This window comes from Pseudomonas sp. 24 E 13 (genome assembly GCF_900004715.1).
GTDB lineage: Bacteria > Pseudomonadota > Gammaproteobacteria > Pseudomonadales > Pseudomonadaceae > Aquipseudomonas > Aquipseudomonas orientalis_A.
Genome location: NZ_CVTO01000095.1, coordinates 18,326 through 38,782 on the forward strand (window position 1 = coordinate 18,326; position 20,457 = coordinate 38,782).

Annotated in this window: 18 protein-coding genes; 11 read left to right on the forward strand and 7 right to left on the reverse strand. The window is 61.9% G+C overall.

The features are described from left to right. Nucleotides 1–221 precede the first annotated feature (221 nt). Nucleotides 222–1,823 (reverse strand): L,D-transpeptidase family protein, encoded by a 1,602-nt coding sequence (locus BFP90_RS06920; protein ID WP_065896323.1) that lies wholly within the window; start codon nucleotides 1,821–1,823, stop codon nucleotides 222–224. Nucleotides 1,824–1,862: 39 nt separating this feature from the next. Here BFP90_RS06920 and BFP90_RS06925 point away from each other — a divergent pair, with 39 nt between their 5' ends. Next, on the forward strand, nucleotides 1,863–2,591 hold the full coding sequence (locus tag BFP90_RS06925) for a murein L,D-transpeptidase catalytic domain family protein (RefSeq protein ID WP_065885212.1): 729 nt from the start codon (nucleotides 1,863–1,865) through the stop codon (nucleotides 2,589–2,591). 29 nt (nucleotides 2,592–2,620) lie between these two features. Continuing rightward, nucleotides 2,621–3,367, forward strand: coding sequence for a creatininase family protein (locus BFP90_RS06930; RefSeq protein ID WP_065885211.1), 747 nt, complete (start codon nucleotides 2,621–2,623; stop codon nucleotides 3,365–3,367). A 74-nt stretch (nucleotides 3,368–3,441) separates the two neighbouring features. On the opposite strand, the gene BFP90_RS06935 is transcribed toward BFP90_RS06930, so the two are convergent. Both BFP90_RS06935 and BFP90_RS28770 read right to left on the reverse strand, forming a co-directional pair. Further along, nucleotides 3,442–3,783, reverse strand: coding sequence for a hypothetical protein (locus BFP90_RS06935; RefSeq protein ID WP_065885210.1), 342 nt, complete (start codon nucleotides 3,781–3,783; stop codon nucleotides 3,442–3,444). Nucleotides 3,784–3,862: 79 nt separating this feature from the next. Next, nucleotides 3,863–4,012, reverse strand: coding sequence for a hypothetical protein (locus BFP90_RS28770; protein WP_170827549.1), 150 nt, complete (start codon nucleotides 4,010–4,012; stop codon nucleotides 3,863–3,865). Between the two features lie 142 nt (nucleotides 4,013–4,154). On the opposite strand from BFP90_RS28770, the gene BFP90_RS06940 reads away from it, so the two are divergent. Beyond that, nucleotides 4,155–4,427 carry a hypothetical protein gene (locus tag BFP90_RS06940; RefSeq protein ID WP_065885209.1) on the forward strand — a complete coding sequence of 91 codons (273 nt, stop codon included), beginning with the start codon at nucleotides 4,155–4,157 and terminating at the stop codon, nucleotides 4,425–4,427. Here the strand turns inward: BFP90_RS06940 and yfcF are convergent. Then, a complete protein-coding gene (gene yfcF / locus BFP90_RS06945) occupies nucleotides 4,402–5,034 on the reverse strand; it encodes a glutathione transferase (protein WP_065892993.1) in 633 nt (210 codons plus the stop codon). The genes BFP90_RS06940 and yfcF overlap by 26 nt on opposite strands. Before the next feature lie 107 nt (nucleotides 5,035–5,141). After that, the gene (locus BFP90_RS06950; protein WP_065892992.1) at nucleotides 5,142–5,693 is read right to left on the reverse strand and encodes a DUF924 family protein; all 552 of its coding nucleotides are present in this window, start codon (nucleotides 5,691–5,693) and stop codon (nucleotides 5,142–5,144) included. A 95-nt stretch (nucleotides 5,694–5,788) separates the two neighbouring features. Here BFP90_RS06950 and BFP90_RS06955 point away from each other — a divergent pair, with 95 nt between their 5' ends. Beyond that, nucleotides 5,789–6,943, forward strand: coding sequence for a DUF1624 domain-containing protein (locus tag BFP90_RS06955; RefSeq protein WP_065892991.1), 1,155 nt, complete (start codon nucleotides 5,789–5,791; stop codon nucleotides 6,941–6,943). Between the two features lie 16 nt (nucleotides 6,944–6,959). On the opposite strand, the gene BFP90_RS06960 is transcribed toward BFP90_RS06955, so the two are convergent. Beyond that, nucleotides 6,960–7,589 (reverse strand): DNA-3-methyladenine glycosylase I, encoded by a 630-nt coding sequence (locus BFP90_RS06960; RefSeq protein ID WP_065892990.1) that lies wholly within the window; start codon nucleotides 7,587–7,589, stop codon nucleotides 6,960–6,962. 216 nt (nucleotides 7,590–7,805) lie between these two features. Here BFP90_RS06960 and BFP90_RS06965 point away from each other — a divergent pair, with 216 nt between their 5' ends. From BFP90_RS06965 to BFP90_RS06980, 4 genes are all read left to right on the forward strand, one after another. Next, nucleotides 7,806–9,131, forward strand: a complete 1,326-nt coding sequence (locus BFP90_RS06965) for a C4-dicarboxylate transporter DctA (RefSeq protein WP_170827551.1) — start codon at nucleotides 7,806–7,808, stop codon at nucleotides 9,129–9,131. Between the two features lie 109 nt (nucleotides 9,132–9,240). Beyond that, nucleotides 9,241–9,942, forward strand: a complete 702-nt coding sequence (locus tag BFP90_RS06970; RefSeq protein ID WP_065885203.1) for a FadR/GntR family transcriptional regulator — start codon at nucleotides 9,241–9,243, stop codon at nucleotides 9,940–9,942. A gap of 17 nt (nucleotides 9,943–9,959) precedes the next feature. Continuing rightward, a complete protein-coding gene (locus tag BFP90_RS06975) occupies nucleotides 9,960–10,643 on the forward strand; it encodes a GntR family transcriptional regulator (RefSeq protein WP_065892989.1) in 684 nt (227 codons plus the stop codon). A gap of 153 nt (nucleotides 10,644–10,796) precedes the next feature. Next, complete coding sequence (locus BFP90_RS06980; protein WP_065892988.1) at nucleotides 10,797–11,780, forward strand: sel1 repeat family protein; 984 nt, start codon at nucleotides 10,797–10,799, stop codon at nucleotides 11,778–11,780. Between the two features lie 85 nt (nucleotides 11,781–11,865). On the opposite strand, the gene BFP90_RS06985 is transcribed toward BFP90_RS06980, so the two are convergent. After that, a complete protein-coding gene (locus tag BFP90_RS06985; RefSeq protein WP_065896324.1) occupies nucleotides 11,866–16,734 on the reverse strand; it encodes an NAD-glutamate dehydrogenase in 4,869 nt (1,622 codons plus the stop codon). Between the two features lie 484 nt (nucleotides 16,735–17,218). On the opposite strand from BFP90_RS06985, the gene BFP90_RS06990 reads away from it, so the two are divergent. From BFP90_RS06990 to BFP90_RS07000, 3 genes are all read left to right on the forward strand, one after another. Continuing rightward, nucleotides 17,219–17,572, forward strand: a complete 354-nt coding sequence (locus tag BFP90_RS06990) for a hypothetical protein (protein WP_065896325.1) — start codon at nucleotides 17,219–17,221, stop codon at nucleotides 17,570–17,572. A 946-nt stretch (nucleotides 17,573–18,518) separates the two neighbouring features. Beyond that, a complete protein-coding gene (locus BFP90_RS06995; protein ID WP_020301524.1) occupies nucleotides 18,519–19,478 on the forward strand; it encodes an AAA family ATPase in 960 nt (319 codons plus the stop codon). A gap of 5 nt (nucleotides 19,479–19,483) precedes the next feature. Further along, nucleotides 19,484–20,416: a DUF58 domain-containing protein gene (locus tag BFP90_RS07000; RefSeq protein ID WP_065887789.1), complete on the forward strand. Its 933-nt coding sequence runs from the start codon at nucleotides 19,484–19,486 to the stop codon at nucleotides 20,414–20,416. The last annotated feature ends 41 nt before the right edge of the window (nucleotides 20,417–20,457 follow it).

Here is a 20,457-nt window from a genome sequence, read left to right on the forward strand (position 1 = left end):
TTTCAAAAGTGAGCCGCTGTAAAAGCGGAACCATTAGCAGCCGTTACCTAAATAATGGATATGTACTCGGCTGATCCAAGATACTGGCTGGCCCTGAGGCCGCCATCGGGGGCAAGCCCCCTCCCACATTTGGACCGAGGTGCGCCAGATGGATACCCGTCGGTTGCGAGGCCGCCATCGGGGGCAAGCCCCCTCCCACATGGGTACCAAGCCATTCAGCTCTACAACACACTCCCCATGGCCTTGATCAATACCGGATCACGCGCGTAGATATCCGGCGCGTACACCAGACTTCCCTGGCGATCCACTTCCACCGTCCAATACCCCAGCAGCACCGGTACCGGCGTGGCCAGCCTGAATTCATGGGTGACGCCGGTGGCCAGCAGCTCGTCGGTGCGCGTACGTTCGGCCGGCGTCACCAGCAGGTCGCGCAACAGCAGCGGTTGTTCGACCCGCACGCACCCCGAGCTGAACGCCCGTGGCCCCTTGGTAAACAGTGGCTGGCTCGGCGTGTCATGCAGGTACACCGAATACGGGTTGGGGAAACGCATCACGATCTTGCCCAACGGGTTGCGCGGCCCCGCCTCCTGGCGCAGCAGGATATTGCCGGGACGCGCCCAGTCGACTTGCTCCGGCGTCAGCGGGTGGCCTTCAGCATCCAGCACTTGCAGGTTCTGCTGGCGCAGGTATTCCGGATTGAGGCGGATGGCCGGCAGCTTGTCCTCGCGCATGATGGTGGGCGGGATGGTCCATGTCGGGTTGAGGGTCAGGCGCGTAATGCGCGATTTGAGCAGCGGTGTCTGACGCTCGGCACGGCCCACTTGCAGGCGGGTCTGCCACACGGGAATGCCGCTCTGGTACACGCTCAGTTGCGCGGCCGCGACGTTGACCACCACGCCTTCGGGCTCCAGGTCGCGGGCCAGCCAGCGGAACCGCTCGAGGTTGATGCGCAACTGGTCGCGGCGCATTGCCGGGCTGATATTGAGTTCAGCCACGGTGCCGGCGCCGATCACACCGTCGGCCTGCAGGGAATGGCTGAGCTGGAAGGCCTTGACCGCAGCGACCAGCTCGGGGCCGTACTGCCGGGCGCTGCCCTTGGGTTCAGAGGTCAGGTAACCGCCGCGGTAGAGACGCCGCGCCAGTTCCGGCACCCGTGGGTCTTCCATGCCCGGACGCAACAGCGGCCCACTGCCCACCGCCTCCCACTGCGGCAACGGCTGCTGGCGCGCACTGGAATAAGCGTTGCGCAGGCTGCGATACAAATCCGCGCTGGGGCGCGCCTGATCGAATGCCTGGGCCATGTCCTGCAAGCCAGTGGCGGCGAAGGCCAGCACGGCGGTGCCTGGGTCGTCGGCCGGCGGTTGGGCGTGCCAGAGCGGTTCGAAGCGCGATTGCTGCAGGCGCCCGAAGTGCAAATCCTGCAGGGCCTGGAGGTACTGCTGGCTGATCGCAATATCGCTGCACAGCACATTGGCCGTGGCATCTGCAGCGGGCAGGCTATAGTGGGTGGGGTCCAGGCCGTCGTCGGCGAGCATCAGCAACTGGTCGTGCAAGGCCTGCCGACGCGCGTCGGAAGACCACAACTGCGCATCGCCCTGCTGTTGGTAAAAGGCTTGCAGGCGCAATTGCGCACTGGCGTCGATACGCGGCGCGAGCTGCGGGCAGACACTGGGCAACTGCGCCAGGGCCTGTTGCAGCGGCGCCAGGTCGACCGGTGCTGGAGTCGTGACCGGCAACGGTTCCAGCGGCAGCGCTTCGGCTGTGGCGACCAGTGGTGTAACGAGCAGGCAAATGCTCAAGTAACATGCGTGTTTTTTGAACAATTGACTTAGCTCCACTCCACAGCGGGGACTCGCTTGTAGATGCTGACTTTTATGCGCCGGCTCGGGTTAACCACCCTGGGCCTGATCACGGCGAGCCTGGCGTTCCCGAGCGCTGTTGCGCTCGCCGCCAATGGCTCCCCTGCTTCTTTGTATAGCAGCCTGGCGCGCTCGGCTCCAGAACTCAATCCCATCGTGTTGAAAAGCGCCCTGAGCGCGGTGCAGTGCGCGGTCAATAACGGCGAGGAACGCTCCGATCGCCTGGCCGTGATTGACTACTCCCAGCCGTCTACCGCCCGTCGGCTGTGGATTTTCGACCTGCGCAAAAAGACCCTGGTTCTGCGCGACCTGGTGGCCCACGGCGCCAAGTCCGGCGAAAACTTCGCCACCGAATTTTCCAATCTCGAAGGCAGTCATCAGTCCAGCCTGGGCCTGTTCCGCACCCAGGAAAGTTACCTCGGCACCCACGGATACTCGCTGCGCATGGACGGCCTGGAGCCTGGCTTCAATGACCTGGCCCGCGACCGCGCCATTGTGATTCATGCCGCCGACTACGTCAGCCCGCTATGGAGCAAGCGCGAAGGCCGTATCGGCCGCAGCCAGGGCTGCCCGGCGGTGCGCCCGCAAGTAGCGCGCCAAGTGGTGGACAAGCTCAAGGACGGACAATTCATGTTTTCGTGGTACCCCGACCAGCGCTGGTTGAAGTCTTCGACCTATCTCAATTGCAAACCCCAACAGGTGGCCAGTAGTCGTACAATCCGTGGCGGATAGCCTGTCCCACAGATAAAAGAGAGCGTCGCATGCTTCTACACACGTCCACCTGGATCGAGATCGGGCAGTTTCTGCAGCGCAGCCGCACGGTGATAATTCCCATCGGCTCCAACGAGCAACACGGCCCCACCGGCCTGCTGGGCACCGACTGGATGTGCCCGGAGATCATCGCCGTCGAGGCGCAGAAGCAGGCTGATATTCTGGTCGGCCCGACGTTCAACATCGGCATGGCCCAGCACCACTTGGGCTTTCCCGGCACCATCTCGCTGCGCCCTTCCACCTTTATCGCCGCGATCGGCGACTGGGTGCGCTCGCTGGCCGGGCATGGTTTCGACAAGATCCTGTTCCTCAACGGCCACGGCGGCAATATCGCCACCATCGAAGCGGCGTTTTCCGAACTCTACGCCGAAGCCAGCTTTGCCCGCCGCCCGGCCGGGTTCGCCCTCAAACTGGTCAACTGGTGGGACCTGGAAGGCGTCACCGACCTGGCGCAGCGCCAATTCCCGGTGGGCCATGGCAGCCACGCCACCCCGTCGGAGATTGCCGTGACGCAATGGGCCTATCCGGACTCGATCAAGTCGGCCGAGTACTCGCCGCGAATCGCCAACACCGGCCCGATCCGCGAAGCGCTGGACTTTCGCGCGCGCTTCCCCGACGGGCGCATGGGCTCGGACCCGGCATTGGCGACGGTGGAGAAAGGCGGTGAACTGGTGGCGTTGGCGGCGCAGGGGCTGGTCAAGACCGTGAATGCCTTCAGCAATGAGTCAAAACCCTGAGTCGAACACTATCCAAATGTGGGAGGGGGCTTGCCCCCTCCCACATTTGATCTGCATTTGTCCTGGGCCCGGGGTTACTGACAGTCCTGCGCAGCCTGCTCGAGCCGTGACGCCTTGATCGCCGACGCCAGCGGTTTGCGCTCGTACAGGAACACCTTGGTGCCATCCTGGGATTTATAGGCTTCCAGCACATCATCAGCCGCGATCTTGCTGGTCAACAGCACCTTGGCGTGGCGCGAGTTCTGCGTCACGGTCGAGGTGATGCCGTGCTTTTCAAGCTTGGGCAGTACGCATTGCACATAGCCTTCAGGGGTTTTGGCGGTGTGCAGGGTCAGCGATGGGGCATTCGGCGCCGTGATGCAACCGGTCAGCGCCAGGGCAGAAAGAGCCAGGGCCGGGGCGAAAAAAGCGTGCATAAACATTCCTGAAAAATAACAAAATAGGTGCCTGTCGATCCGCGTATCAACCGGCGCGGCACTCTGCGGTGCAAACGCGTCATGCACCTGTACAACACTGCACGGAGTTTACGCCAGCGGCGGGTGACAGCAAATGGCCCGTACGCAGCTCATTGGCAACGGCCGGGTTGGTCAGCACGGCGGTGCCGAGCATCAGGGTGATCAAAACCAGCTGGATCAGAGTCCTCATCGCGCATTTCCTTGAGCCGCGTTTCGATGAGCGGATTTTGCGCTTTTGCCGTAAAAACAGAACTTGTGATCCTTGATGGTGACTATTATTTGAACCGATAGTGTCAGGTAGCCCGACCCATAAAACCTATAAGGACCATGCCATGAAGCGTCACCAGAAAACCTTCGACCGCATCCGCGAAGCCGTATTGCCGGAGTTTCGCGAGCGCGTCGCCGATTACCTGGTCGAGTATGAAGACGTGCTGTTGAGTGACACCAGCGTTGCCGCCGCGCAATCGGCCAGTGCCCAGCAACTGCGTGGCTACCTGCGCGGTTTGAACACCACGCGCGTGCTGGGCATGGCCGATTGGGAAGACCTGGACCGGCGCGTCGCGCAAATGAACGACAGCCCTACACCCCAGGGCGTGGCTGGTTGAGCCATTCCTGCACCGATGGCCTTTGCCACTGACGCCGGGCGTAAGCCACCAGTGGCGCCGGCACGGCGTCGCCGTTGAGGATCAGGCGATTGAGCATCACCGCCAGGTCCACATCGGCAATCGACCAAGTGCCGAACAGGTAGTCCGGGTCATCCATCAGTAATTCCTGCGCCACGCCGATCAATTTGCCCGCAGCAGCCTCGGCCAATGGCGACAACGGCGGCATCTTCTGCCCGCAGAACACCACCAGGGTCGAGCGCTCCTGGCGAATCGGCAGCAAATCACTGCGCAACCACGCCTGCACCTGCCGTGCCCTCGCCCGCTGCTGCGGGTCCACCGGATAAACGCGGCTCTCGGGATAGGCTTCGTCCAGGTATTCAGTAATCGCCGAAGACTCCGACAGCGAGAACTCGCCGTCCTCCAGCGTCGGCACCCGCTGGGTCAAAGACAATCGCGCGTAGCCCGCCGCCTGCTGCTGGCCGGCCTCCAGGTCCAGGGGCACGGTCTCGAATGCCAAGCCCTTTTCCCGCAAGGCGACGAATACCGACATGGCATAGGGGCTGACGAACAGCGAATCAACGTAGAGGCGCAGCGGACGGTGGCTCATGGGCGATCTCCTTGAAATAAGGCTTCACGCTACGAGATGCGCGATGATAAAGACAATGCGGCGTTTTTATGGGGCCATTCCTCGCGGGAATAGTGCAGCTTGATCACTTAACCCGCGAATCCGCCGGCGTCGAGGAAGTCTCGTTCTTCATCGGTGGTCTCTCTGGCCAACACCGCATTGCGATGGGGAAAGCGCCCAAACCGCTGGATAATCCGCGCATGCTCCCGGGCCCAGTGAGAGGTATTGGCGTCCAGAGGCTGATTAAGCGCGATGGAGCGTTGCTGATCCTGCGGATCTTCCGAATGCTCAAACGGCAAATAACAAAAAGCGCGCAGTTCGGGTTCGATCAGTTGATCCAATCCTGCGTCCACCATGCATCGCGCATACAGGCGCGCCAGCGGGTCGGTGGCGAACATATGCGCCGTGCCACGAAAAGCGTTGCGCGGATACTGGTCCAGCAGGATCAGCAAGGCCAGCGCACCGTGGGGCGTGTCCAGCCAATCCTCCAGCTCGCGCCGGGCCGCCTGCAGATGGGTGGTGTGGAAGGTCTCGCGAAAGCTCGCGTCGAATTCGTCGTCCTTGGCAAACCAACGCTTTGGGCCCGCCTGTTTCCAGAAGTCGATCACGGCCTCGGCCGATTGGACGTTCCTGTGTGTCATCAATGCCTCCGATACGCTCGTTTAAACAGCGCGGCGATGCGCCAATAATGTTATATGATAACGCCTCTTTTTTTCCCAGCCTTGTGAACTGCCCCATGACCGATGCTGTTGCGCTACGCCAACGCCTGCTTTCCATCGACGCCCTGCGGGGCCTGGTGATCCTGTTCATGTTGCTCGACCACGCACGCGAAACGTTCCTGCTGCACCGCCAGGTCGGCGACCCGATGAACATCGACACCACCGAGCCCGCGCTGTTTTTCAGCCGCACCCTCGCCCATCTTTGCGCGCCCGTGTTCGTGTTGCTCACCGGTATGTCAGCCTGGCTGTACGGCCAGAAATACCAGGGTCGGCGCGCGGTGTCGGCATTTTTGTTCAAGCGTGGGCTGTTTCTGGTGGTATTGGAGGTCACGCTGGTGCACTTCGCCTGGACCTTCCAGTGGCCACCGGGCCTGCTTTATCTGCAGGTTATCTGGGCGATCGGGGTGAGCATGATCGCCCTCGCCGCGCTGGTATGGTTGCCGCGCCCGCTGCTGATTACTTTGGCGCTGGTATTGATTGCCGGGCATAACCTGCTCGACGGCGTGCATTTCACCCCCGGCTCGGCCGCGCAGGTGGCGTGGTCGATCCTGCATGAGCGCAGTTTTATCGAGGTGTCCGACACCCTGCGCATTCGTGTGACGTACCCGGTACTGCCATGGATCGGCGTGATTGCCCTGGGCTACGGCCTCGGTCCGTGGTTTTCGACGACCGTGCTCCCCGCCGTGCGCCAGCGTTATCTGCTGCTCGCAGGCGTCGGCGCACTGCTGGGGTTTGTGCTGTTGCGGGCACTCAACGGATATGGCGACAAGCCTTGGCAGGCCTACGACAGCGGCGTGCAGAGCGTGATGAGCTTTTTCAACGTCACCAAGTATCCACCTTCGTTGTTGTTCCTGGCGCTGACGCTGGGCATCGGCCTGCTGTTGCTGCTGGCGTTCGAACGTGCCGGGCACAAGCGCTGGATCAGCATGCTGGCGGTATTTGGCGCGGCGCCGATGTTCTTTTATCTGCTGCACCTGTATGTGCTCAAACTGATTCATGTCGCGTGTGTCGCGTTGTTTGGGCTCAATCACGGCAATTATTTCGGTTTCGACAGCGTCGGCGCCGTGTGGGCGGTGGCGTTGGTGCTGCCACTGGCGCTGTATGTGCCGGTGCGATGGTTCGCCGCACTCAAGGCGCGGCGCAGGGATATCACCTGGCTTAAATATTTCTGAGCACGCGGGCGAGCGCTCAGGGTCGTTCGAACTGATGCCGCAGTGCTTCGATACGTTCTCGGCAGATGCAGCCCTCCAAGTGATCATTGACCATGCCCAGCGCCTGCATCAGCGCATACATCGTGGTCGGGCCGACAAAGGTCCAACCGCGTTTCTTGAGCGCCTTGGACAAGCGCACCGAAGCCGGCGAGGTCGGGTTGGCGTTCCAGTACGCCATGTCCACCACCGCCGGGCGCTCCTGCGGGCCGGGCTCGAAAGACCATACCCAGCGCGCCAGCGAACCGCTTTCACTTACCAGTTCGCAGGCGCGGCGGGCATTGTTGATCGTCGACACAATCTTCGCCCGGTTGCGCACGATACCCGGGTCGCCCATCAAGCGTTCGATATCCGCCTCGCCATACTGCGCCACCTTGCGAAAATCAAAGCCGTCGAACGCCCGCCGAAACTGCTCGCGCTTGCGCAAGATGGTGATCCACGCCATCCCGGCCTGAAAACCTTCCAGGCAAATCTTCTCGTACAGCAGGACGTCATCCGCCACCGGCACGCCCCACTCATGGTCGTGGTAATGCAGGTATTGCGGCGCGGCGTTACGCCAGGCGCAGCAGGTGCGCCCGGCTTCATCCGTTGTCAGGCCTGATTGTTCCATCCATCACCTCGTGTACCGAGCGCGGATGATACGCAAAAAAATTTCCACGGCGTCAACCGCTCAAACACCGTACTTACCGACTCACTGGTCAGACCGGGTCCTATCGACCACCGAATATTTACTTGTAGTTTGAAAAAAACCGGGCGTAGACTGGCCGCGCACTGGACTTACCGGTAAGACCACAACAATTAAGCCCTGGAACCACCAGGGCACCGAATAGAGATCCCTCCCATGCTCAGATGGTGCTCGCGTTCGATTTTCCTGCAAGTCGTGATTGGCCTGATGCTAGGCGTCATTTGCGGCCTGGCCCTCCCCGAATTCTCCTCGCAACTCAAACCCCTGGGTGACGGCTTTATCAAGCTGATCAAAATGCTGATCGGCCTGATTGTATTCTGCGTCGTGGTCAGCGGCATTTCCGGCGCCGGCGATTTGAAGAAAGTCGGGCGCATTGGCTTGAAGTCAGTGATCTATTTCGAAGTGCTGACCACCGTCGCCCTGGTGCTCGGCCTGATCATGGCCTTCAGCACCGGCATCGGCAGCGGCGCCAACATCCATCTTGAGCAGCTTTCGTCCGCCGGCTTGAATGAACTGGCCGACAAGGGCCAGCACATCAAGGGCACCAGCCAGTTCCTGATGGACCTGATCCCCAACTCGGTAATCGGTGCCTTCGCCGACAACAACGTGCTGCAGGTGCTGTTGTTCTCGGTGCTGTTCGGCAGTGCGCTGAACCTGGTGGGTGAAGCGGCGTCGGGCATCTCGCGGCTGATCAACGAGCTGAGCCATGTGATCTTCCGCATCATGGGCATGATCGTGCGCCTGGCGCCAATCGGCGTATTCGGCGCGATCGCGTTCACCACCAGCACCTATGGCCTGGACTCCCTGCAACACCTGGGCAGCCTGGTGGGCCTGTTCTACCTGACATGCCTGGCCTTCGTCGGCCTGATCCTCGGCCTGGTGATGCGCTTGTCGGGCCTGCGCATGCTGCCGCTGCTCAAGTACCTGCGCGAAGAACTGCTGATCGTGATGGGCACGGCTTCGTCCGACGCGGTGCTGCCGCAGATCATGCGCAAGCTGGAGCACCTGGGGATTGGCAGCTCCACCGTGGGCCTGGTGATTCCTACCGGCTACTCGTTCAACCTCGACGGTTTCTCGATCTACCTGACCCTGGCCATCGTGTTTATCGCCAACGCGACCGGCACCCCGCTGTCGATGACCGACCTGCTCACGATCCTGCTGGTCTCCTTGATCACCTCCAAAGGCGCCCACGGCATTCCGGGTTCGGCCCTGGTGATTCTGGCGGCCACGCTCACGGCCATCCCGGCGATTCCGGTGGTCGGCCTGGTGCTGGTACTCGCGGTGGACTGGTTCATGGGCATAGGCCGTGCCTTGACCAACCTGATCGGCAACTGCGTCGCCACCGTGGCCATCGCCCGCTGGGAAAAAGACATCGATATCCAGCGCGCCAACAAGGTACTCGACGGTCAGCAAGGCTATGCCTTCCAGACCAAGAAACCGGTATTGCCGGCGCATCAGGAGTTCTGATCCGCTTTCAAGCACAACACAAATCCAATGTGGGAGGGGGCTTGCCCACTCCCACATTGGTTCATCACAAGATTGACTGCCGTATTCGCAACATCAAGGAGACATCGACGTGATCAGCACCTCAACCGTCGTCAATTCAGTCGTAGAAAAACTGCGCGCCGCCCTGGCACGCGGGCAATGGCGGCGTGGTGAAATGCTGCCCGGCCAGCGTGAACTGGCCGAGCAGATGGGCATCAGCCGCCCGAGCCTGCGCGAAGCGGTGATCGTGCTGGAAACCCTCGGCCTGGTGCGCTCCATGCCCGGCAAAGGCGTGGTGGTGCTGGAAACCAGCGTCAGCGAGCCGCAGTCGAGCGACGCCGTGGCCGATGCCAGCCTCGAAGACATTCTGCAACTGCGCTATACCCTGGAACCCTTCATCGTCGGCCTGGTCGCCCAATCCATCAGCAGCAAGGAAATCGGCCAACTGCGCCTGACCCTGATGGACATGCGCGAAGCCCTGGATGCGGGCGACGCCGAGGCGGGCATGAACGCCTACATCGAATTTCACGAAGAACTGTTCGCCCTGACCTCCAACCCGATCTTCCAGAACGTGGTGCAGCAGACCAGCACGGCGCTCAAGCAAAGCGCCCAGGTGTTGCGCAATTCCCCGGAGCACCTGGCCGAACGCCTGCAGGAAAACGAAGCCGTGGTGCGCGCCATCCGCAACAAGAACAGCGCCCTGGCCAGTGCCGAAATGCGTCGGCACATCCTGCAGGAAGGCTTGCGCATGGGCATTCGCCTGAACATCCCGGATGACCATCTGGGCAGTTGAATAATTGGAGACAGGCCATGAACGTCCACGCCCTGCAACGCGACCCCCTGCCCTGCCTGCGTCGGGTGCCGGGCAAGAAGCCCTCGGCAGATGAGATCTATCCACGGCTGTTCGACGCCATTCTCGAGCAACGCATCGCCCCCGCCAGCCGCTTCACCGAAGAAAGCCTGGGGGAGCGCTTTGGCGTGAGCCGCAGCGTGATCCGCCGCGTCCTGGCCAAGTTGTCACAGCAGCAAGTGATCATCCTGCGCCCCAACCAGCGGGCCCAGGTGGCGGCGCCGGACGCCCAGCAAACCCGGCAGATTCTCGAAGCCCGGCGCATGACCGAAATGACCGTGGTGCAATTGGCCTGCGCCCGGGCGACAGGGGCACAGGTACGCCAGTTACGCGAGTTGATCGCCCGCGAACGCGACTGCATCGAACGCGACCAGCGCGGGCCGGCGATCCGGTTGTCCGGTGAATTCCATTTACAACTGGCCGCTATCGCCGGGAACGGGCCATTGGCGCAGTTCCTCAATAGCCTGGTGCCGTTGACCTCGCTGGTCATTGCCCAGTACGAACGTCGAACCCGCACCTGTTGTGCCTGGCAGGAGCATGTGGCGATTGTGGATGCGCTGGCGCAGCGCGACTCGGGCACCGCCGTAGCGCTGATGACGCAGCACCTGGACCACCTGGAAACACAGCTCTTGAAAAACCACTGATCCGACCTGCATAACGATCAACCTGTGGGAGCGCACCGCCTCTCACAGGCAAGGTGGCCAGCCACAGCGCGTCAAGTAATTAGCACCTTGGCCCCACACGCTCTGCATAACCTGTGTCTCGCACAATTTCAGTGCTTATCACAGGTACGAACCATGTCCATCGAATCACAAACCCGAATCTCACTGTTCAACCTGCTCAAGCAGTTGAAAGAGCAGTCCGCAGCACTCCCGGCCGAGGTCAACACAGCCTTGACTGAACTCAATGCAACAGCCAAGCAGATCGGGCTTGGCCTTTACGCACTGGGCAGTTATGACAAGGCGAGGTTTCATCTGACCATCGCCGGCGCCGCAGGCGACGTGGAATCGCAATACGCCATGGCCACCTGCGAAACGCGCCTGGACGGCGGCTTTCGCCTTGTCAGCGAGGCGACCGCCAAATGGCTGCGACTGGCGGCCGCTCAAGACCATATTCCAGCATTGCTGCGCTTGGGCGACAGCGAATCCCTGGCCAGAGCCAGGACGCTGGCAACCACACCACCCCTTGCCGATACGCCCTCGGCACAGCGTTGTCTGTATACGCTGACCAACGACGTGCAGTGGCTGAAAAAAGCCGCTGATCAAGGCGACATCGCAGCGATATACGAACTGAAAGACGCCTACGCCAAACGACCGGAACTGATACCCAATCGCCTGGAACGCCAGGCACTGATCGTGGAACTGACTCAACGAGCGGCCGACAGGGGTTATCCAAAGGCAGTGTACGAGTTGGCCTTTACCACCGACGAAGCGGTCAGTGTTGAGGAAAAACAAAAAAGGATTATCCAACTGGCAATGATGGGCCAGCTCGATGGGCTGCTGGAGTACGCGTATGCGCTGGCAGGCTTGTCGCAGGACAAGAATCGGGTACACCGCACCTACGGACTTGAACGTAATCTGCCCAAGGCCTGTGCGTTGTTGAAGCTGGTCCTGACCAAGGTAGATGGCGCATTGCCCCTGCCATCGGTCGAAGACGATTATCAGGCCATCAAGCATCAAATGCAGGACACCGCCGAAAGCGACATCATCCTGGCGCAACTGCGGGGAACCATTACGCGGGTATTCCAGGTGCTCGAACCGCTGGTCATTCTCGGCTGGTGACACCGATATCCGGGGAGAAGCGTGCCCCCCACCGATAAAAAAGGCCCCGTATCCTGCGATACGGGGCCTCTTCATTACCGCTCGATCACGCCGGCTGCAACACCGACTGACCACTCAACGCCAGGTCCAGCAACTCACGGTTGGCCACCGCGTACATGGCGTAGTCCGTGCCGACCGCAGCACGGATTTCCACCATCATCGCGCGCCAGCGATCCGCCATGTCCTGATGCTGCTCAAGCCACAGGGCCACGCGGGCTTCCATGTCCTGCGGCGCGTCGGCCATTTGCAGGACCGAAATGGTGATCGCCCGTTGCTGCCAGTCCACGTCGTCGCGGAAGGCTTCGCGGGCCTGGGCCTGCCAGTTGTTGCCCACCGGCAGGTCGCTGATCTGCTGCAGGTACCACGGCAGGTCCAGCGCGCTGCCGACGGCGAAGTAGGCCTTGGCCACTTCGGCGGCGTCATGCCCGGTCACGTCGGCGGCTTCGATGATCGGCAGCAGGGTGTACAGGTGGGTAGTGCCTGCAACCATGCGCGCCAACAACTCCGGTACGCCGGCCTGGGTGTAGGCCTGGTAACGGTTCTGCCAGCCTTCACGAGTCGGGCCTTCAAGCAGTTCATCGAGCTTGAGACCCAGCGCCGCCAGGTGCGGACCGAAGTGCGCGGTATCACGCCCGGCGTCCTGTTCGTTGCGACGACTGCGCAGGAACCAGCGCGTGGCGCGACGGCCCAGGCGCATCAGTTCGTCCATCAGCTCCAGTTGCACGTCGGCCGAAACCTGGTGGTCCAGGGCTTCGATCTGACGGAACCAGTGCGGGAGATGGAAGATGTCACGCACAATCACATAGGCGCCGGCCACGTTCGCCGGGCTCATGCCGGTCGACTCTTTGAGTCGCTGCACGAAGGTGATGCCCATGTGGTTGACCAGGTCGTTGGCGATCTGGGTGCTGACAATCTCGCGCTTGAGGCGGTGACGGCGCATGGCCTCGGAGAACTTGGCCACCAGGCTCGGCGGGAACGCGGTCTCCATGTCACGGGTCAGGTACTCGTCATCCGGCACCTGGGACTTGAGCAGCGCTTCCTTGAGGTCGATCTTGCTGTAGGAGATCAACACCGACAGCTCCGGACGCGTCAGGCCCTTGCCGGTCGAGGCGCGCTCGACCAGTTGCTCCTCGGTCGGCAGGTACTCGATGGCGCGGTCCAGCTTGCCACGGCCTTCCAGGTCGCTCATCAGGCGCTTGTACTCGGCGGCGCGCTCGTAAGCCTTGCGCGCGGCCAGGGACAGAGCCTGGGTCTGCTTGTAGTTGTTGCCCAGCACCAGGTTGCCGACTTCGTCGGTCATGCTCGCCAGCAACTGGTTGCGCTGCTTGTCGGTCATGTCACCGGCCTGCACCACTTCGTTGAGCAGGATCTTGATGTTCACTTCGTGGTCGGAGCAGTCCACGCCGCCGGCGTTGTCGATGAAGTCGGTGTTGGAACCGCCGCCATTGAGGCCGAACTCGACACGGCCCAGTTGGGTCATGCCCAGGTTGCCGCCCTCGCCCACCACTTTGCAGCGCAGCTCGTTGCCGTTGACGCGCAGCGCGTCGTTGGCCTTGTCGCCCACATCGGCGTGGCTCTCGGTGCTGGCCTTGACGTAGGTGCCGATACCGCCGTTCCACAACAGGTCCACCGGCGCCTTGAGCAAGGCATTGAGCAGTTCGGTCGGGGTCAGCTTGTCGGCCTGGATGTCGAAGCGTTCTTTCATCTGCGCCGAGATGGCAATGCTCTTGGCACTGCGCGAGAAGATCCCGCCGCCTTCGGACATGATGCTGGTGTCGTAGTCGGTCCAGGCCGAACGCGGCAGCTCGAACAGGCGCTGGCGCTCGACGAAGCTGGTGGCCGGGTTCGGGTTCGGGTCGATGAAGATGTGCAGGTGGTTGAAGGCCGCGACCAGTTGCAGCTTGTCGGACATCAGCAAGCCGTTACCGAACACGTCACCGGCCATATCGCCGACGCCCACCACGGTGATGCTGTCTTCCTGCACATTGATGCCGCGCTCACGGAAGTGACGCTGCACACCGACCCACGCGCCCTTGGCAGTAATGCCCATTTTCTTGTGGTCGTAACCGGCCGAACCACCGGAGGCGAACGCGTCGCCCAGCCAGAAGCCGTAGTCGATGGCGATGCCGTTGGCGATATCGGAGAAGGTCGCAGTGCCCTTGTCCGCTGCCACCACCAGGTACGGGTCATCGTTGTCATGACGCACAACGTTGGCCGGCGGCACCAGGGCGCCGTCCTTCAGGTTGTCGGTAATGTCCAACAGGCCGGAAATGAAGATGCGGTAGCAGGCGATGCCCTCGGCCGCGATCTCGTCACGGCTGCCGCCCAATGGCAGGCGACGCGGCAGGAAGCCGCCCTTGGCGCCTACGGGCACGATCACCGAGTTCTTCACCTGCTGGGCTTTTACCAGGCCGAGCACTTCGGTACGGAAGTCTTCTTCACGGTCAGACCAGCGCAGGCCGCCACGGGCCACATTGCCAAAGCGCAGGTGCACGCCTTCGACGCGTGGCGAGTAGACGAAGATCTCGAACTTCGGCACCGGCTTGGGCAGCTCGGGGATCGCATGCGGGTTGAACTTGAAGCTGAAGTACGACTTGTTCTGGCCGTTGGCGTCGGTCTGGTAGAAGTTGGTGCGCAGGGTCGCCTTGATCAGGTCCAGGTAGCGACGCAGGATGCGGTCTTCGTTGAGCACCTGGACATCGTCCAGGGCGGCGAGGATCGCTTGTTCCAGGCGTTGCTGCTTGTCTTCCAGGTCGTCGGCGGTGAGCTTGCGCGCCAGGTAGAAGCGGGTCTTGAACAACCGGGTCAACTCGCGGGCGATGTCGGTGTGGTTGTTCAGGGTGCTGGCGATGTAGCCGAGGTCGAAGCCCAGGCGGATCTGCTTGAGGTAACGGGCATACGCGCGCAGCAGCGCCACGTCACGCCATGGCAGGCCGGCGGTGAGTACCAGGCGGTTGAACGCATCGTTCTCGGCATCGCCGTGCACGATGTGCACGAAGGCATCCTGCAGGGTGTCGTTGAGCTGCGAGATATCCAGGTTCACGCCTTCGGCGGCGATGAACGCGAAATCATGGATCCAGAACTCGCGGCCATTGGCATGGCGCAGGCGGTACGGGAATTCGCCCAGCACGCGCAGGCCCAGGTTCTCCAGGATCGGCAGCACGTCGGACAGCGCCAGCGGGGTGTCGGCGTGGTAGAGCTTGCAATGCAGCTCACGCTGGCCGGAGACCTGGCCCAGCGGCTGATAGAAGCTCATCACCAGCGGGTTGGCTTCGGTCAGGCTGTTGAGGTGCTGCATGTCGACCACGGCCGAATGCGCGGCGAAACGCTCGCGGTAACCGGCCGGGAAGCCTTTGGGGAAATCCGCCAGCACGTTGGTGCCGTGGGCTTCGCCGAAGCTTTCCACCACCAGGCTGGCGTAGTCGTCCTGCCAGCTGCGGCAGGCCTGTACCACTTCCTTTTCCAGTTGCAGCGGGTCGATGTCCAGGCGATTCTTCGGGTCGACCCGCAGAATCAGTTGTACGCGGGCCAGCACGGACTCGGAGAAGAAGGTCCAGAACTCGCAGTCCGAGGCTTTCAGGCGATCCATCAGCACTTGCTGGATTTTCTGGCGCACTTCGGTGGAATAGATGTCGCGTGGCACGTAGGCCAGGCAGTAGCAGAAACGGCCGTACGGGTCTTTGCGCAGGAACACGCGGATCTTGTTGCGTTCCTGGATCTGCACGATCGACATCACCGTGCTGAACAGCTCATCGACCGGGGTCTGGAACAGGTCGTCACGGGGCAGCACTTCAACCACCTGGGCCAGTTCCTTGCCCAGGTGCGCCTTGGCCTGGAAGCCCGAGCGACGCTCGATTTCCGCGACTTTGCGGCGGATGTAAGGAATCACCCGCACGCTTTCGCCATACACCGAGGAGGTATACAGGCCCATGAAGCGGTGTTCCTTGATGACCTTGCCGTCGGCGCTGATTTCGCGGATCGACACATAGTCCGGATACGCCGGGCGGTGTACGCGGCTCGGGTGGGCAGCCTTGGCGAAAGACAGCACGGTCGGTTCGCGCAGGTAGGCCACGGCGTAGTCTTCGATGCGCAGGTCTTCGGCGGTGAGGCCGGCGCGCAGCAACTTGGTCAGACCGAGGAAGGAGTCGGCGTCATATTCGATATGACCGCCGTCCGCCTCGTCACGTACCACGAACTCTTCATAGCCCAGGAAGGTGAAGTGGTTGCCCACCAGCCACTCGAGGAAATTCTTGATCTCGGCTTTTTCTTCGCCGTCGATAGCGAAAGCGCTGGCGTCGATACCGGCCAGCAGGTCCTGGACCTTGGCTTTCATCGGTTCGAAATCGGCCACGGCCACGCGCACTTCGCCCAGCACCTGCTCGAGCTCTTTGCTCAGCACGTTCAGCTCGGCGGCGTTGGCGCAGCGGTCGATTTCCAGGTACATCAGCGATTCTTGCAGGATGCCATCGCCCTGGGTGCCCTTGGGCAGCACTTCCAGCAGTTCGCCCTTGCTGCCACGGCGCACACTGAGCACGGTGGTTTGCAGGGTGTGGATGCTGTAGCCGCGGCGGTTGAGCTCGGTACGCACCGAGTCGACCAGGAATGGCAGGTCATGGTGCAGCACTTCGACCGCAGTGTGGGTCGATTGCCAGCCATGACGTTCGTAATCGGGGTTGTAGACCCGCACTTGCGGTTGGGTGTGATCGAAGCGCTCAAGCAGGCGCCAGGCAGACAGGGTGCAACCGGCCAGGTCGGAAAGGCGACGCTGGGTCAGTTCGTCCAGGGAAATGATGCCGAAAAATTGCTCAGCGAACAGCGCCACTTGTGGCAGTGCCTGTTCACTGATGTGCTGCGCCAGTGCCGCTTGCAGTTGGTGCTGGAAGTCGGCCTTGCTGGCTGCGGTGAAGAACGCCATCTGTGGTACTCCGCTTGGGCTTGTTATTGATGGAAGCGTCGCGTGTTATCCCCCTGCGGGGAGACCGTCAGCTCTGTTCGTCGGTCACGATAAACGATTCAGAGTGACAGGTGGGTGAAGCTGGACAAGACAGTCAGGTCACATACAACTTCCACCGGATGCGCACCTTGCCGGGTGACGGTACGACGGGCAGGTCAGGCGCCTGGCACGGAGCACATCCGTTGCGCAGCTTAACGAGTGTGGGAAGCGCGCTGCTTGCGGTGCTGCGACATATTCGGTCATCGGCAAGCAGGTGTGGGGTTGCAACTTGGGCAACCGGGTTTTTCCGGATGAAAACCGGCTGCTTTCAGGCCCACGAGTACCGGAAATGACCGACACTGCTCGTCAGGTCATGCACCTCAGTCTGACACATCGCGCAGCATAAAATTCGCCGCAATGGCACAATCACCCGGCGCAAACGCCCCTCCTCCACACAGGATTCCCCATGCTGCAACTGAAAACCGACGCCCTGATGGCCACCCCGTGCGACGACGAAGAAGACAACATGGCCATGCTCTGCTGCCACGGCAAGAACGGCGAGATGTTCATGCTCAGCCGTTACCCGGACGAAGACGACGTGGAGTTGACCTGGGACTATGAGCCATCGACGCTGGCCGGGCTGAAAATCACCCTGGGGGCCACGACCCTGCGGGTCGAACTTGCCGCCGGCGATGCCGATGCGCTGGGGGGCAAGGACCACCTTGAGATCACGCATGCCACGGCCGCATCCGACCTGGACGAGGTCGAGCAGACCCTGCAGAACATCCTCAAAGGCACCGGCACCTTCACCCGGATTTAAGCGGCACCGAAGGAGGCCGCTTGCCCTGATACTGTAGGAGCGAGCTTGCTCGCGAAAAACTCACAGGCACCGCGTTCATCCAAGAAGCACGCGTTATCGTTGACGTTTTTCGCGAGCAAGCTCGCTCCTACAGACGGCGTGCACGCTTGACTGACTGCATTAGAGCTTGCCCCGATCAACGTCTTCACCACACAGAAGACCAACTGTGGGAGGCGCTTGCCCTAATACTGTAGGAGCGAGCTTGCTCGCGAAAAACTCACAGGCACCGCGTTCACTCAGAAAGCACGCGTTATCGTTGACGTTTTTCGCGAGCAAGAGCTAGGCGCCCCCCTCGCTCCTACAGAGGGCGGTGTACGCTTAACTGACTGGCATAGGTACCCACACCACTCCACGATGCGAAGCGAGCCGCTCTTGATCTTAGGCGCCCCGTTAAACCACGCTGGCCGAACGCAGGCTTGAATCCGTGGGCAACCCGGCAGGACGCCGGGTTAGCCGCCCCGCGCCATGGATGGCGCGTGGCGGCGGCCCACGGATTCAAGCCGGAGAGAGGGCACACCGAGCCCAAGCGAGGTGCCGAGTGGTGGGGCAAGAGCGTTTTGCTTACTTTTGCGCTTTTCAAAAGTGAGCCGCTGTAAAAGCGGAACCATTAGCAGCCGTTACCTAAATAATGGATATGTACTCGGTCTGATCCAAGATACTGGCTGGCCCTGAGGCCGCCATCGGGGGCAAGCCCCCTCCCACATTTGGACCTCGGAGCGTCAGGTAGATACGCGTTGGCTGTGCGGCCGTCACCGGAGCAAGCCCCCCTACACAAAATTCCTACAAGTTTTGCCAAAAATACCCGTCACGCCGTTAGTCGCCACACCCCGCGATGCATTAAAGTAAGCCCCCCAGGCCGGTGTTTTTTCCTGACACCCAGGCTCATCTTTTCCAGGAACCGTCATCGATGGAACATCGTGAAGCGCTGCTAGCGCTGCGAACCTTTCTTTCTACGCAGATTCTCGGCCAGGAAAAACTCATCGATCGCCTGCTGATCGCCCTGCTCGCCGACGGCCATATGCTGGTCGAAGGCGCACCGGGCCTGGCCAAGACCAAGGCCATCAAAGAGCTGGCTGAAGGCATCGAAGCGCAGTTCCATCGTATCCAGTTCACCCCCGACCTGTTGCCCGCCGACATCACCGGTACCGAAATCTATCGTCCGGAAACCGGCAGCTTCGTGTTCCAGCAAGGCCCGATCTTTCACAACCTGGTGCTGGCGGACGAAATCAACCGTGCGCCGGCCAAGGTCCAGTCGGCGTTGCTCGAAGCCATGGCCGAGCGCCAGGTCAGCGTGGGGCGCAGCACCTACGAGCTGTCGCCACTGTTTCTGGTCATGGCCACGCAGAACCCCATCGAGCAGGAAGGCACCTACCCGTTGCCTGAGGCCCAGCTCGACCGCTTCCTGATGCACGTCAAGATCGGCTTCCCGGATGCCGCCGTCGAACGGCGCATCCTGCAACAGGCCCGTGGCGAAGCGCTCAACGGTGAAACCAAGCCCGAGCGCCGCGTCAGCCAGCAGGCGATCTTTGCCGCGCGCAAGGAAATCCTCGGCCTGTACATGGCCGATGCGGTGGAGGAATACCTGGTGCAACTGGTCATGGCCACGCGCACTCCGGCCAAGTTCGACCCGGAGATGGCCGAGTGGATTGCCTATGGCGCCAGCCCGCGCGGCTCCATCGCCCTGGACCGCTGCGCGCGTGCCCATGCCTGGCTGGCCGGTCGCGACTTCGTCAGCCCCGAGGATATCCAGGCGGTATTGTTCGACGTCTTGCGCCACCGCATCATCCTGTCGTTCGAAGCCGAGGCCGCGGGTGTAGACCAGGACCGTGTGGTGCAACGCATCCTTGACGTCGTTGCCGTCGCTTGAAGTCGATGAACGCGAGCGCGGGTATCCACGTCACGCTCAGTGAATTGATCGAGATGCGCCATCGCGTGCGGGAAGTGCAATTGTTTTCCACCCCCGGCCAGCGCAGCCCGTTGATCGGCCTGCACCACTCCAAGCTGCGCGGGCGCGGTGTGGATTTCGACCAGGTGCGTGTGTATCAGGCCGGGGACGACGTGCGCACCATCGACTGGCGCGTGACGGCGCGTACCCAGGAGCCCCACACCAAGCTGTTCCACGAAGAGCGCGAACGGCCGATTTTCATCATGGTCGAGCAAAGCTGCCGGCTGTTTTTCGGCTCGGGGCAGATGTTCAAGTCGGTGCTCGCCGCACAAGCCGCCAGCCTGATCGGCTGGGCGGCACTGGGGCATAACGACCGCGTGGGCGGCCTGGTGTTCGGCGACAGCGAGCACTACGAAATCAAACCCCGGCGCAGCAAGCAAAGCCTGCTGCAACTGCTCAACCGCCTGGTGCGGGTCAACCAGAGCCTCACCACCGAGAGCCTTCCTGAAGCCGACGCGCTGGGCATGGCCCTGCGCCGTGGCCGCGAAGTGCTGCGCCCGGGCAGCCTGGGCATTGTGATCTGTGATGAACGAGCGCTCACAGAGGGCGCCGAGCAACAGTTGAGCCTGCTGTCGCGCCACTGCGACCTGCTGCTGTTGCCCATCTCCGACCCGCTGGACCACGCCCTGCCCGCCGCCGGCTTGCTGCGCTTTGCGCAACGCGGCGCGCAACTGGAACTGGACACGCTCAATTTCGATTTGCGCCAGGCCTACAAGGCCCAGGCCGAAGCGCGCATCGCCCGCTGGGAATTGCTCGCGCAGAAGCTACGGGTGTTATTGATGCCATTGAGCACCCAGAGTGAAATGGTCGAGCAACTGCGCGAATACCTCAACCCGCAACGCCCGGTCAAAAAACAATGAGCAGCCTCGACCAACTGCAACCGCTGATCGCCCCGCCGGCC

Bases quoted from the DNA above. Each gene is read 5' to 3' on its own strand.
- BFP90_RS07000 (WP_065887789.1), top strand. From the start codon at position 19,484: ATGAACGCGAGCGCGGGTATCCACGTCACGCTCAGTGAATTGATCGAG.
- BFP90_RS06935 (WP_065885210.1), bottom strand. From the start codon at position 3,783: ATGCACGCTTTTTTCGCCCCGGCCCTGGCTCTTTCTGCCCTGGCGCTG.
- BFP90_RS06980 (WP_065892988.1), top strand. From the start codon at position 10,797: ATGTCCATCGAATCACAAACCCGAATCTCACTGTTCAACCTGCTCAAG.
- BFP90_RS06975 (WP_065892989.1), top strand. From the start codon at position 9,960: ATGAACGTCCACGCCCTGCAACGCGACCCCCTGCCCTGCCTGCGTCGG.
- BFP90_RS06930 (WP_065885211.1), top strand. From the start codon at position 2,621: ATGCTTCTACACACGTCCACCTGGATCGAGATCGGGCAGTTTCTGCAG.
- BFP90_RS06960 (WP_065892990.1), bottom strand. From the start codon at position 7,589: ATGGAACAATCAGGCCTGACAACGGATGAAGCCGGGCGCACCTGCTGC.
- BFP90_RS06990 (WP_065896325.1), top strand. From the start codon at position 17,219: ATGCTGCAACTGAAAACCGACGCCCTGATGGCCACCCCGTGCGACGAC.
- BFP90_RS06925 (WP_065885212.1), top strand. From the start codon at position 1,863: ATGCTGACTTTTATGCGCCGGCTCGGGTTAACCACCCTGGGCCTGATC.
- yfcF (WP_065892993.1), bottom strand. From the start codon at position 5,034: ATGAGCCACCGTCCGCTGCGCCTCTACGTTGATTCGCTGTTCGTCAGC.
- BFP90_RS06950 (WP_065892992.1), bottom strand. From the start codon at position 5,693: ATGACACACAGGAACGTCCAATCGGCCGAGGCCGTGATCGACTTCTGG.
- BFP90_RS06955 (WP_065892991.1), top strand. From the start codon at position 5,789: ATGACCGATGCTGTTGCGCTACGCCAACGCCTGCTTTCCATCGACGCC.
- BFP90_RS06985 (WP_065896324.1), bottom strand. From the start codon at position 16,734: ATGGCGTTCTTCACCGCAGCCAGCAAGGCCGACTTCCAGCACCAACTG.
- BFP90_RS06995 (WP_020301524.1), top strand. From the start codon at position 18,519: ATGGAACATCGTGAAGCGCTGCTAGCGCTGCGAACCTTTCTTTCTACG.
- BFP90_RS28770 (WP_170827549.1), bottom strand. From the start codon at position 4,012: ATGAGGACTCTGATCCAGCTGGTTTTGATCACCCTGATGCTCGGCACC.
- BFP90_RS06940 (WP_065885209.1), top strand. From the start codon at position 4,155: ATGAAGCGTCACCAGAAAACCTTCGACCGCATCCGCGAAGCCGTATTG.